The following is a 13411-nucleotide window of genomic DNA, read 5'->3' on the forward strand; positions in this document are numbered from 1 at the left end:
ATTATCGCGTAGTCACGAGTTCTTTGGTCACCGCTTCGTCGGAGGTCGTCAGCACGGTTTCGGAATCGACGGAAACTTCAACGTCCTGCGTGCCATAGGTCGTGAACCAGTCGCGTATCGTATGAACGTCGTTCGTGAACGCAAGCGACAGAAGAAGCATCATGCGGGCATGCGCTGCATTCAGGTTATCGCCGCCGATCGTATTGCCGCTGCCGCTATCATAGATGGTACCGGAGCCGGTGCGGGTCGTCGATACGAATACGACGCCATGATTGTCGATCGCATCCTTGCGCGCGGCGCTCATTTTGGAGGAGATGCCTCCCGCGCCCGTTCCGGCCGTGACGATGCCCTTCGCGCCGTCCTCCACGAAGCCGCGAATCGCGCCGCCGCCAGCTTCTTGGTAGTTGTAGGCTATTTCAACAATCGGCAAGCTGTCTTTGGAAATCGTCTTCAGGTCGAACGGCGATTTCCATTCCGGCGTCCCCGCCTTCGCCGCTCTCGCCGGCGCGCGGTAGATCCGTACAGCCGGGTCGTCCACGTAACCGAGCGCGCCGAACATCGGAGCGTCGAACGTATCCATCCGGTGGGAGTTCGTCTTCGTTACTTCGCGCGCCGCAAAAATAACGTCGTTCAGCATGACGACCGTGCCGAACCATTTGGTCTTATTGCTGCCCGCGACTTTGATCGCCTGATACAGATTGGCGGGCCCGTCCGTGCCGATGACGTCCCACGGCCTCATCGCGCCGGTAACGACGACCGGTTTCTCGCTGCGTACCGTCAGATCAAGGAAGTATGCGATTTCTTCCATCGTGTCCGTACCCGTCGTGACGACCGCGCCGTCATAAATCGCAAGTGCCGCATCGACGGCAAGGGATAGGTCATACAATTCTTTGATCGTATAGCCGCCCGATCCTTTATTGCCGAATTGATAGGTGGATACATCCGCCGTTTTATGCACTGGCAGCTGAGCGACTAAGTCTTTCATTTCATATGTACCGGCCGCATAATTTTGAAAGTTTGTTTTATCGCCATCCCTTGCAGCGCCCGCAAGCGTCCCCCCAGTTGCGACAACGATAACGTTAGGAAGCGGAGACGACTTATGCGCGGCCGAGACGGCCGGAATATCGAATTTCGGGAGAGGAGCGGCTTCCGCCGCGCCTGCCAGGTTGCTTGCGGCCAGCACGCCGATCGTTACCGCAATGAGGGATAAGACTAACAGTGGGATAAGCATTCGTTTCATTAACATATTCCTCACAACAACCGTCATATTAACATCTCCTTATTCTATATTTGTGACTCTATCACACGTTTATATTATATTTCGCGTTATATATGTTAACAAACTCAAAAACAACGAAAAAAGCGGTAACATATCTATTTATCTTAAATTATCTCGCATACTGTTTAAGTTTCTTACTAAATGAAAGTGATATAAATGTTAGTATATATAACATAAAAATGACATTTTTGACTGCATACATATATATGGGACCTGGTACCTCAAGAATGATCAACTGTCGCCAGCCGCCCAACTTTTACCGCTGCAACACCCCTGCGTACAGTTTTGCGGCAGGGCCGCTTTCCTGATCGTCTGCGGCTTCGAATTCGTCGGCATCTATACACTGAAGCAGCAGCTTCAGCTTTCCGTGCAAGGCTATTACGCCATCGCGGGCGCCTTTCGATCGCGCCCGCGCCTTGTGCTTCAGAGGACGATCCGGGACAATGAGGAAGACCGCATCCATCGAATCGTAAGCGAGGAGTTCGAAGAAGAACAGGGAAGGAAATCGAGGGGGCCGCTCAATTTTGACTGGATTTTCTCCACTCTAACACACTAAATCCGCCTCTTACGTGACGTTTGATTGGAGTTTGTCCACTCTAACGCCCCTTCGGAGGCCCATCGGCCCTACCGTGCTCGTATTTGACTGGATTTTCTCCACTCTAACACACTAAATCCGCCTCTTACGGGACGTTTGATTGGAGTTTGTCCACTCTAACGCCCCTTCGGAAGCCCATCGGCCCTACCGTGCTCGTATTTGACTGGATTTTCTCCACTCAAACACATCAGATCCGTCACTTCCGGGCGATTTGAATGGATGAAATCCATTCAACCCGACTTGGCGGCGCTTGTTCGTCCCGCAACATAGTCGGCGAATTTCCGGCCTGCCAGCCAGCCTCCCAGCCAGCCTGCCAGCCAATGACGCATTCTATGCCCGCGCAAGCAAGCGTAAACGGCTTCGCCGTACTTGGACGGGAAAGCTCGTTTCGCGGAGAAATATAAGCGGAGTTTAAAGAGAATCTTATACTTTCTTAGATTACGAAAAGCCCGGCTCCCCAACTGGGGTACCGGGCCGTTTCCATACTATTCGACTTTGATCGAATCGCAAAACTCCTCCTGCATGAGCTTTGCGGAGTGATCGAGGAGCCAACCGCAAAGCAAGTCCAAGGCTGCCCCCGTTCAAAGGAGCCGCTCCAGCATTTCCGCCACGCCGTCCTCGTCGTTCGAGGCCGTCACGGAATGGGCCGCCGCCTTCAGCTCCGGAACGGCGTTCCCCATGGCGACCGCATAGCCGGCCATCCGGAGCATGTCCATATCGTTATAATCGTCGCCGAAGGCGATCAGGTCCGATGCCGGCACCCCGTAATACCCGCATAAGCGCAGCAGGCCCGCACTCTTCGAGACGGTCCGGTTCATCGCTTGCAGCAGCTTTCCCTGATCCGTAAGAACGACATGGAGGCGGCCGCCGAACCGCTGCACGAGCGGCTCGGCACCCGTAAACGAAGTCAGCAAAATTTTGGTCGCTTCCAGCCGCTTAAGCTCCCGGGGCGTCACGATCTCCGGGCGAAAACGCGGATGGCAGAAGTCGCGGTCGACGATTTCCCGGTTCGCGAACCATAGGTCATTCGCTTCCACGCTTATCGCGCACTCCGGCATCATCTCGGTGCAGTATTCGAGTAGCTCCGTTGCCAGGTCCGCCGCGATCGGGTAATGCTCGTCGATTCCGGCGTCCGCGTCGCGTACGACGGCGCCGTTATAGTAGACGAAAGCCGCGATATCGAGCAGCTCTTGCGGCAGCATGTCCCGCACCGACCTTGGCGGCCTCGCCGTCGCGATCACGATTTTCTTCCCGTTCCGGCTGCAGTTCATGACGGCAGCGAGGTTCCTCTCCGACACTTCTTTCCTCGCGTTCAGCAGCGTTCCGTCCAGATCAAGCGCGATAACCGAAATGTTCATACCTTCTGCAGCCCCTCTTCGCAAGTATAGTCCTAACCATTTCTGACTCGTTCCCCGCTTTTCCTTCTTAAGGCGCATGGCTGCTTTTGCCGAGCTGCCCGCCGTATCCGGTCCAGCAATCCGTAACGCCGCGGCCCTTCTTGAAGTGTTCATCGTCAAGCCGGCTGCATTTCGTGCAACAGAAAGCTGACATGAAACCCGGACTCGCGAGCAGCATTGCCGCGGAATATAACGGCAAACAGGGCTATCCCGATGAGGTCGCTCATGACCTCCCGGGACAGCCCTGCCGTCAGCGTATTGCAAAAGTCGCGAAATTACTCGATGCCCTGTTCCTTTTTCAGCTTCTCGATCTCGGGACCGAGCTGCCGCAGCGTGTTCGTCTCGATCTGCTGCAGCGTCGTTTTGGAGTCGATGTTCTTATCGATCGACTGGTTGATCAGATCGATGTAGATCGGCCACGCCTGGCCGTCAAGCGGCGTATAGCGGCGCACCGGAATCGAATCGACGAGCGTGTCGTAGAACGCGAACTCCTTCTGCCCGCCCAGAAACTCGTTCTCGTAATCCTGGTACCAAGGCAGGCTCGTAATGTGCTTCCATCCGGACTGCACCGCGTTCTTCACGTAAATTTTCCATGCCGCCTCGTCGACCGCGATAAACTCGAGGAACGCGAATGCCGCTTCCTTGTTCTTGCTCTGGGACGGGATGACGAACGAGGAGCCGACCAGGCTCGCGTTGACGCCGAGCGGCACCTTGGTCGCTCTCCACTTGCCCTTCTGCTCCGGCACGACGTTCGCCAAATGCCGCGAACCGTTCGAGGCCGCCGGGAACGATGCCACCTTGCCCTGCTTGAGCAGCTCCTTGCCCTCGTCGCTGAACAGGACGGACTTTTGCGGCGCCCAGCCGATCTGCACGCCCCGCTTGACCAGGTCGAGCAGCTCGACCATCCGCTCGTTATTGCGCAAATAATTCATTTCGCTGTCGAAATAACCGGACGCGTCCCCGAACTGAATGGCCGGCGAGTCTCGCCATTCGTACATGTAAATGCCGTTGGCCGCGAGCGTCTGCGCCGCCAGGAATACGTTGTCCTCGTTCTGCAGAAACTCGCCGAGCTCCTCGGGATCGCTTGGAAGACCCATCTGCTCGTAAATATCTTCCCGGTAATAGAACACGGCCGGGCCGATATCCCAAGGCGGGGCGAGCAGCCGCTTGCCGTCCACCGATTTCCAGCGCTCCCACACGTAAGGAGCCGTCTTGTCCTCGTATCTGCCCATGTCGTACTTCGGATCGAGCAAATCCTCGAGCAGGCCCGGCGCGCCGTAGCGGTCGACCCCCAGCACGTGCGAGACGTCCGGAGCGCCTTTGCCCGCCGCGATCGTCGTCTGCAGCCGGTCGTGCAGCTGCCCGATTTCGATTTGGACCATGTTTACTTTAATATTCGGGTACACTTTCTTGAATTCCCCGATAACCTCCTTGAACATCGCGTCCCATGTCCAGAACGTAATTTCGCCGGTCGTGGCCGGGTCGTACTTGTAGGCGATCTTCTCCGCGGGCGCCTGCTCCCCGCCGTCTCCCCCGGCAGCCGAATTATCGCCGGAATTGCCCGTGCTCTCGGTTGGCTCGGCATTATTGCCGGAAGGCGGTTCGGCGGCGTTATTCGAAGGCTCGGTCTCGCCGCCCGTCGAGACGGGCGTGCCGCTTGAACATGCGGTCACCAGAAGGACGAGGACGACGAAGGCAAGGATCAGACTCTTTTTCTTTTTCAAATTGCAGCTCTCCTTTTATTGGGAATATGGAACAAGACGTCTTGCGCGTATTGCCTTATGCCGATCCAAGCGCTTTCTCGAATCCCCCCTTAACAAGCAATCGATTGCAGACTTCCCCTTCAAAAATGCGGCATTGCAAGCATCTTCCCATTTATGTCAACCCCAAACGAGGAGGCGACCGCTATCCGTCATTCCCCGGCGATGCCCGACCTCTCGATCCCTTGGACGAAGGCGCGCTGCACGAATAAATACAGGATCAGGATCGGCAAAATCGTCAGCATCACCGCGGCCATAATTTGGTTCATCAGCGTCGGCGCGCTGCCGAGCATGTCGCTCTGCTGCACCTGCTGCCCGAGCTGCTGGAGGCTGTCGGCATTCGCGTTTCCGTGGAACGTGGCCAAATTTTGCGCCAGGTTGAAATAATCCGGAATGAGCAGGTACATATTCGGCTGGAACACGTCGTTCCAATGCCAGACGACCGAGAACAGGAAGACGACGATCATGGCCGGCTTCGCCAGCGGGAACATGATGGTCCAGTACGTGCGGAACGCGCCGGCGCCGTCGATTCTGGCCGCTTCCTCCATGACCTTGGGCAGCCCCCGGTAAAATTGGATGAAGATGAGCACGAACAGCGCCCCTTTCAAGCCGAAGCCCATCGCCGACGGGAAAATGAACGGAAACAGCGTATTTATCCAGCCCAAATCGCTGTAAAAAATGTAAAGCGGGACCACGATCGTCGTCGGCGGCACGAGAAACGTGAAAATGAGCAGCGCCATCCACAGCCCTTTGCCCGGGAATTGATACCGGGCGAACCCGTAGCCGATAAAGGAGCAGCTAATAATTTGCAGCACGGCGCTGCCGAGCGATATCCACGCGCTGTTGATCAAGCCGTTGAAATAATTGATCGACTTGAACGCCTCCGCGTAGTTGTTCAGCTCGAACGACTTGGGAATCCACCTGATCGTGGCGTCGGCGATATCCGACGGCCGCATGAGCGACTGGGAGATCATGTACAGCAGCGGGTACACAAAGACGAACGACAGCGTGAACAGCAGCAAGTAGTAGAACGTATTTTCCGCGATGGACCGGGTCCGCCGCATGTATAGAAACCTTCTGTCGACCGTCAGCTTCTTCTGCACGGCGGTTTGAACGGACCGCATGGCAGGCATATTCACCTTGCTTCCCCCTCTCTAGTAGGCCATTCTTCTGCGGAACGCCAGGAACACGATGCCGAGCACCATAAAAATAAAGATGAAATACAGCCACCCGATCGTGGAGCCGTATGCGTAATTGTTGGAAACGAACACGGTATGCAGCAGATGGTTCATAATGCCGTTGTCCGGATTCGTGAACGAATTGACGATCGTGAACAGCGTGTTGACGAAAACGATCGGAATGAGCATCGGAAACGTGATTTTCCAAAAAATTTCCCACCCGGTCGCGCCGTCCATCTTGGCCGCTTCGTACAAAGCCGGCGAAATCGTCTGGAGCGCGGCGAGGAAGATCAATATTTGCACGCCTGAATCCCACATGACGAGCGTGAGCGAATCCGCGTATTCGAGCAGCGGCTCCAGCAAATCGCCGGGAATGAACGCCCTTAGCTGCTGATACAGGTTCCAGTCGTTAAAAATCGGCAGCCTCGCCGCCCCTTGCTGCAGCAGCTTGCGCAGCGCGATGCCCGAGGCGATGATGACGGGCAGGAAGAACACGCCTCTAAAAAACGTTTTGCCGAACGACTGGCGGTTCAGCAATATCGCGCTGAACATGGCGAAGATGAGAATGAGCGGCACGTTCACGATCAGATCCTTCATCGTGTCGGTGAGCAGCGGCACGAAATGGATATCGGTCGTAAACGCCTGCCGGTAGTTGCGCAGACCGACGAACGTGGCGGCCAGTCCGTCCTTCGTCGGCTTCAGCTCGTTGAACGTGTAGTAGAGCGACCGTCCGAGCGGAACGGCCATGAAGAGGAAGAAGCCGACGATCCAAATGGAAATGAACGCGTAGCCTTCCGCGATATGGCGTTTTTTCATCGACAGCTTCACGGTGTTGTCCCTCCTTCGCGTACGGCGTAGCCGAGCCCTTCGACCCTCGTGCCGTCCACGACTGCCGGCTTCCTGCCGTAATTGACGATCACTTCCGTTCCGTTCCCGTAGGTCGTCCGGTACACCTTGGGCTGCACCCGCTCATGGCCGACGATCGGCTGCCCGAGCGTATGCCGCTGCACTTGCCGGAACCGTTCGTACTCCTCGATGGACCGCTCGAACCAGAAGCGGTAGCTTGAGCTGAACAGCCGGTCCTCCATCGTCCGCTTCAAGAGCTCGGTCGGTTCGTACGTCAGCTCGAAGCTAGGCGACGCCCCGTATTCGATCGCGCGAAGCAGCTCGACGCCGGCATCGTTGCGCAGGTTGGCGGGCGCTCCCGCATAAGGAACCATCCCGTGAACGACGATTTGGTAGAACGGCACCGTTTCGTCCAAATAGACGAAATGGCTGGAATCCATCGGCATGCGGACGATGGAGTCGACGTGCCCGAGCGCGTAAGCGTAGCCGTAATCGACGGAGACGCGGCCGGCCGCCTCCCGAAGCCGGTCGAGGCTGCTTACCCAAGCTTCCTTGGTCTGCTTGCGGCTGGCGGGATGCTTCGCGTCCTGATCGGAGTAGAGCAGCTCGCCCATTTGGCTCGCATGCAGGCCGGAGACGCCCAGCTTTTTGAAATCGTCGAGCTCGTTCCCGGCGAATTGCGCCGCGCGTCCGGGCTTCAGCAGATGGAAGAGCTGCTCCTGATCGCCGAGCCGGCTGGACACGTGGTAATTGGGACTGTCCATCGCCTCGCGGTCGATCCCCTTGATCGCGTCCTTCGGCGAAGACGAACCGCCGCTGCCTTGGAACGGCCGGACATAATTGACGTCCAGGTACAGCTCGACGCCTTTGGCCTTCGCATGGGCGATCAGCTCTTCAAGCTCCTTCCTTCCGCCCAATTTCCCTTCGACCGGGAAGTGATCCGGTTGACGGCCGTACAGCCCGTTCTCCGACCAGCCGGCGAACGTGATTTTCAAGGCTTCAATGCCTCGCTCGGCATAATCGTCGATGATCACGCTTGCTTCCTCGAACGTCGTCATCGCGATGAAGGTCGAGCCGACGATCTCGTCCCGCATAATCCCGCCCATCAGCCGGATATGCAGCGGAACGGCCGCTGCCTCCTGCCTGACGAGGCCGGCATGATCCTGCAAATAACGGCGGTACGCCTCGGCCATGCCGACGTAATGCGCCTTCTCCCCTTCCAGGAGGACGTACTTCACCCGGCGGTCGGCATTCGTTCTCTTCGCCTGGAACAGCGGGATCTGGCCGGAGGATCCGATAAAAATCACGTCCTGGCTCCGGTACACGAACTCCGCGCCGGCCCGGTAGAAGGGAATGTTGCGGACGCCCGCGGGCGTCGCGTTGATATAGGCGGTCTCCTCGCCTTCCGTCAATATGGCCAGAAACCCGGTGCCCGACCGATAGATGCCGAACACCGGCAGCGCGATCCGCTCCTTCGGCGCGTCGCCGACGATAAGCCCTTCCGCCAGCACTTCGCCGAGCTCGTCCCTGAACGCGTGATCGGGACCGTAGACGGGCTCGGAGTAGCCGTTGAAATATTGCGGATGCTTGGCCTTGACCGTCATTAAAGCGCCCGAGCCGTCCGGGAGAAAGACCGCTCCTTCGTCGAGCCGCTCGTGAGCGGCATGGAAGAACGGCAGCACCTCCAGCTTGGTCAGCCTGACGGCGCCTTCCTCCTTGATCGAATCGTCGGGGACGAGCGCCTCGAAGCCGTCGTCCGTCAGCGTATACTCCACGGCGACCGTCAGCTTGATCTCCTCGATGCCGAACGTGACGCGCACGCCGTTCTCGATCGGAGCGAACGCAAGCGTGTTCGCCTTGTCCTTGAGCGTATACGTCTCGGAAATGCTGGATCCGTCGGTATACGTAATGTGGAGCGGCGAATCCATGAACTTCTTGTTGTTCGGCAGCGTCAATTTGTCCGCCTGCGGCGAGCCGAGCCATTCGTTGCCCGACCGTTTATCGACGACCCGGACGTTCCCCGACGCTTCATCGATATACAGCTCGAAGGCGTCGTTCTCCGCCGCCTTCTTCGTCGCCGCGACCGGAAGCAGCTCGACTTCCGCAGCTTCCCCGGCCTGCCGCTGCGGCTGCAGCCGCGGCGAAGCTCCGCTTCCCGCCGCGGCATCGTCCGGCTTGCCCGCGGCCGCCGGATCCGCATCCCCGGCATTCGCCTGCTCCCCGGCGCCCGCCGGCTCGACCTGCACTTCCCGCTCCGCCGTCTCCGTCTGCTCCTCCGCTTCCTCCGCGTAATTCGTGAAGGGAAGCGCGCTGACGGCAAGCGCGATGCCCAGAAGAATGACGGCTCCGCGCCGCCTTCGGTTTTGTTTCCGCTCGCGAATCAATAGGTCCTACCCCCCCTACAGCCTGAATCGAATTTCTTTGAACACGTCGAAGAAGAAGCTTAAAAACTGGCTGAGCAGCCCGTACAGCAGAATGCCGATAAACCAGATGACGGCCATCGCCAGCAGCGTCAGCAGCGTAATGAAAACGAGCTTCCCGAGCTCGAAATCGTGCAGCACCTTCAGCTTGATGAGCAGCAGCAGGGCGACCCAGCCGAAGATGAGCGTCGTCATGAGCGAATACAGATTGCCTTCGCTTAGCGACAGCACGTTCGTAAGCAGGGTGACGGGAATGATCAGCACGATATAAGGAACGAGGCAGAACGCGCTGCCTACCAATATTTCCTTGAACTTCCCTTCTCCTTCGAGTATCGTGCTGACGCTCCAGTTGGCCGCGCTCCACGTCAGCCACGGCACGAGAATCCAAACGAATTCGTACGCATAGGAAATTTCGTAGGCTTCCCTCGTTTCGTAATGGTAGCCGAGCAGGAGGAGCGACCCCATCCGGGCAAGGAACGCGATGAAAACAAGCAGGAAGCCGTAGGACCATTTCAACCGGTTCGGCTGTTGGATGTCTTGGAAATAGTCCAGCGGGTGAGCCAGCACTTGCCGGATCATGTAGACGAGAGTCATGACGCTTCCACCTCCCCTTTCAGCGGGTTTCCTTCCCGCCCGCCGATTGCTTTCGCTCTCCGGATTCGCCTGAACAGGAAAGGCAAGCCATAGCGCAAGCCGAGAAACAGCACGATCGCTCCCGAGAAAAACCAGGCGAAGTGCTCCCGGACGAATTCGATCCGGTATTGGCGGAACGCCTCGGAATAATCCCCCCTGGCATTGGCCGACCTGTAGTAATCCATAGCGTCCTTGTATTGCTCCGCCTTATAAAGCGCCTTCCCGATCGCATGATAGGCGATATCGTAATTGCCGTTCAGCTGAATGACCTCGTCCCATATCGCTTTCGCCTCGTCGTAGCGGCCGTTCACGTACAGCCGCGAGGCTTCGTGAACCTGATCGGCGAACGGCGTCGTCCTGAACAGATCGATCCGGTTCCTCGCTTTGTCCAGCACGTAGATCGTTCCCTCGGCGTTCTCGGCCAGGCTGGAAGGGGTCGTGAACACGCCGTCCTGATCCCCGTTGCCGCCGAAGACGAAGAGCAGGTTGCCCAGCTTGTCGTACTGGTACACGCGGCTCGTCGTTACGTTGAGCGCGGTGATCAGCCCGTCGGGATTGATTGAAATATCCTCGAAGGAGGCGACCTGGAAGGGGCCGCCGTAGCTGATCAGATCTCCGTATTTGTTCGCGCCGCGGTTGAGCGTATCCACCCCGACGGGAGACAGCCGCTTGATCTGATTCACGTCCGTCCCGAGCGTCGTCGTATAGATAAAGCCCTTGCCGTCCTGCGCCAGATTGGAGAACGCAAGCGCCTGCACCGTCGGCAGCTTCGCCTTCTGCTCCTCCGTCGCGATCAGCCGGACGAGAAAGTCGCGCAGATTGAACGGCACGTCGTTCGAGCCGAAGAAGCCTTTGAAATCGCCGTTGCCGTCGATTTGCATCAGCCCCTTCGTATTGCCTTCGCTTACGACGTATAAATAATCGCGATTGTCCACGACCAGCTTGGAAGGCGAATAGGAGAAGCCCGGGCCGAGCAGCGGACTGTCGGGAGCGGTCAATTCCTTCAGGAACGCTCCCTCCCGATCGAACAGCGCGATCCGCTGGTTCTTCGTGTCGGCCACGTAGACGGACCCGTCCTCCTTGACGAATACGCCTTTGGGCCCGTTCAGCTTGCCGGGACCTTCCGTATCGCCGATGACCTTGATCAGCTCGTCGTCCGCGCTCAGATGAACGATGCGATTATTGCCCGTATCCGTCACGTAGACGGTGTCGTCCGGGCCGATGAACAGATCCTCGGCGCCATTGAACGGGCCCGATGGCAAATAAGCGCCGTCTATGGCACGATCGTGCACGTACCCGTTAATCGATCGGACGTCCCTGCCTTCCGTGTTCCAAATATAGCCTTCATAGGGCGTACTGGCGTAGCCTTGCTGCGGCAGCATGACGAACAGGCAGACGATCGCCGGCGCAAGCAGCCACTTCCGACATCTTGTTATCAACGTATCCACCTCTTACTCCTTCAGTCCTGAATGAGCCATCGTTTGCAATACCATCCGCTGCGTCAGAACGAACACGGCGATCGTCGGAACGATCATGAGGAAGCTGGCCGCCGCGAACGTGCCGACGCGGGCGATGACGCCGGCCCCTCCGCTGATCGAGGTGATCGCGAACGGAAGCGTTTTCATCTGCTCCATCGTCGTATACATGATCGAGGCGTAAGGATCGTTCCATGCCTGCACGAAGCTGAACAGCGCGAGCGTAGAGATGGCCGGCTTCAGCAGCGGCAGGACGACCGCCCATAATATTTTCCACTCGGACGCCCCTTCGATCCTCGCCGACTCCAGCAGCGAGTCCGGCAGCTGCTTCAAAAATTGAATCATGAGGAAGATGCCGACCGGCGCCGCGAGACTCGGCAGAATCATCGCCCAATACGTGTTCATCAATCCCGTTTTGCTAATTATCAAATATTGAGGGATTTGCAGGACGGCGGGCGAGAACATAAGGGCGGTCACGATCAGGCTGAAAATGGTGCTCTTGAACGGCATTTGGTGTTTGGCCAGCGGGTACGAGGCCATCATCGAGACGACGATGCCCAGCAGCACGATCGCCGACGTAATGAACACACTGTTGAAAATGTAGCGCGAGAACGGCACGAACGTCGTTCCCGTAATAAAGAACAGATCCCTGTAATTGATCAAGGTCGGATTGATCGGGAAAAATCGGGGCGGGAACAGGAACAGCTCGCTGACCGGCTTAACCGCCGTGGAAGCCATGTACACCAGCGGCGCGAGCATGAACAGGCCCAGCACCGTCAGCACCAGATAAAGAAGCAGCCCGCCCCAATCGATCCTTCTTCCGGTCACACCGGTTCTCATTCTTATCAATCCCTCCCCAGCAGGTTGAATATAAAGCGGTTCAGTCCGAGCATGATCAGGAACAGGACGACCGCGATCGCCGACGCGTAGCCCATCTCGAAGCGGATGAACGCGTAATCGTGCAAGTGCGACAGGATCGTATGCCCCGCGTAGAGCGGGCTCGGCAGGCCGACGAGCTGCGTGCTCACGTCGAACACCTGAAGCGAGAACACGACCTGCATGACGGCGCCGAACAGCAGCTGCGGCTTGACGGACGGAAGCGTAATGTACCACAGCTCCTGCCAGCGGAACCGGATTCCGTCGATTCGTCCGGCTTCGTACAGCTGCTCCGGCACGTTCTGCAATCCCGCGAGAAAGGCGAGAAATCCGATGCCCATGCTCATCCACAACGAGACGAAGATGATGACCGGCACGATCGAGTCGACGTTCTGCAAAAACAAATACGGTTCGTTCAATACGCCGAGCTTGATTAAAAAATGGTTGAGCAGCCCTTTCCGGTCCCCCGCGAAAAAATAAAGCCATACGACCGACATCGCGACCGCGCTCGTAATGGACGGCGTATAGAAGCAAAGCGTGTAAAAAAACCGGAACCGCTGCGGAATTTGACTGATGAGCCACGCGAGCAGGAAGGACATGAGGTAGCCGGCCGGACCGGTTACCATGGCGAACGTGAACGTCACGCCGATCGCCTTCAGGAAAATATCGTCGTCGACGAACAGCAGCCGGTAATTCGACAGGCCGACGAAAGACGGGCTCTCGACGATGTTGTAGTACGTAAAGCTGAGCGCGACCGAGGTTACGATCGGCACGATCGTAAACACGGTAAACAGGATGAGAAACGGCGCCAGAAGCAGATACGAAATCCGGCTTCGCTTCATTTCCGTCCACAGCCTTCTCCATCTTCCCGCGAGCAGCGTGCCGGACGGCGGCCGATCGGCCGCCGGGACCTCCTCCGCGGCGATGGCAGCTGGATTCGTAGCCATAGGTT

At 57.7% G+C, this 13411-nt stretch carries 11 protein-coding genes; all 11 read right to left on the reverse strand.

Annotation, left to right across the window (positions count from 1 at the left end; all coding sequences use genetic code 11):
- Nucleotide 1 precedes the first annotated feature (1 nt).
- The 11 genes from IDH41_RS04345 to IDH41_RS04390 all read right to left on the reverse strand — a co-directional run bounded on the left by IDH41_RS04345 (nt 2) and on the right by IDH41_RS04390 (nt 13406).
- The gene (locus IDH41_RS04345; protein ID WP_223829441.1) at nt 2-1240 is read right to left on the reverse strand and encodes an asparaginase; all 1239 of its coding nucleotides are present in this window, start codon (nt 1238-1240) and stop codon (nt 2-4) included.
- Between the two features lie 1215 nt (nt 1241-2455).
- Nucleotides 2456-3232 (reverse strand): Cof-type HAD-IIB family hydrolase, encoded by a 777-nt coding sequence (locus tag IDH41_RS04350; RefSeq protein WP_190858623.1) that lies wholly within the window; start codon nt 3230-3232, stop codon nt 2456-2458.
- A 67-nt stretch (nt 3233-3299) separates the two neighbouring features.
- A complete protein-coding gene (locus tag IDH41_RS31735) occupies nt 3300-3425 on the reverse strand; it encodes a hypothetical protein (RefSeq protein WP_263364555.1) in 126 nt (41 codons plus the stop codon).
- 121 nt (nt 3426-3546) lie between these two features.
- Nucleotides 3547-4995, reverse strand: a complete 1449-nt coding sequence (locus IDH41_RS04355) for an extracellular solute-binding protein (protein ID WP_190858624.1) — start codon at nt 4993-4995, stop codon at nt 3547-3549.
- Nucleotides 4996-5183: 188 nt separating this feature from the next.
- Nucleotides 5184-6164 carry a carbohydrate ABC transporter permease gene (locus IDH41_RS04360; RefSeq protein WP_223829445.1) on the reverse strand — a complete coding sequence of 327 codons (981 nt, stop codon included), beginning with the start codon at nt 6162-6164 and terminating at the stop codon, nt 5184-5186.
- A 21-nt stretch (nt 6165-6185) separates the two neighbouring features.
- On the reverse strand, nt 6186-7037 hold the full coding sequence (locus tag IDH41_RS04365) for a carbohydrate ABC transporter permease (RefSeq protein WP_190858629.1): 852 nt from the start codon (nt 7035-7037) through the stop codon (nt 6186-6188).
- A complete protein-coding gene (locus IDH41_RS04370; RefSeq protein ID WP_190858630.1) occupies nt 7034-9439 on the reverse strand; it encodes a DUF5696 domain-containing protein in 2406 nt (801 codons plus the stop codon). The genes IDH41_RS04365 and IDH41_RS04370 overlap by 4 nt, the downstream gene beginning before the upstream one ends.
- Nucleotides 9440-9454: 15 nt before the next feature.
- Nucleotides 9455-10069: a YIP1 family protein gene (locus IDH41_RS04375; protein ID WP_190858631.1), complete on the reverse strand. Its 615-nt coding sequence runs from the start codon at nt 10067-10069 to the stop codon at nt 9455-9457.
- Entirely contained in the window at nt 10066-11547 is a 1482-nt protein-coding gene (locus IDH41_RS04380) for a hypothetical protein (protein WP_190858632.1), read from the reverse strand. The genes IDH41_RS04375 and IDH41_RS04380 overlap by 4 nt, the downstream gene beginning before the upstream one ends.
- A gap of 12 nt (nt 11548-11559) precedes the next feature.
- Nucleotides 11560-12423 (reverse strand): carbohydrate ABC transporter permease, encoded by an 864-nt coding sequence (locus IDH41_RS04385; RefSeq protein WP_190858633.1) that lies wholly within the window; start codon nt 12421-12423, stop codon nt 11560-11562.
- Nucleotides 12424-12428: 5 nt separating this feature from the next.
- Complete coding sequence (locus IDH41_RS04390; RefSeq protein WP_190858635.1) at nt 12429-13406, reverse strand: carbohydrate ABC transporter permease; 978 nt, start codon at nt 13404-13406, stop codon at nt 12429-12431.
- Nucleotides 13407-13411: the final 5 nt, after the last annotated feature.

It is taken from the genome of Paenibacillus arenilitoris (assembly GCF_014705655.1).
GTDB classification, from domain to species: Bacteria; Bacillota; Bacilli; order Paenibacillales; family Paenibacillaceae; genus Pristimantibacillus; species Pristimantibacillus arenilitoris.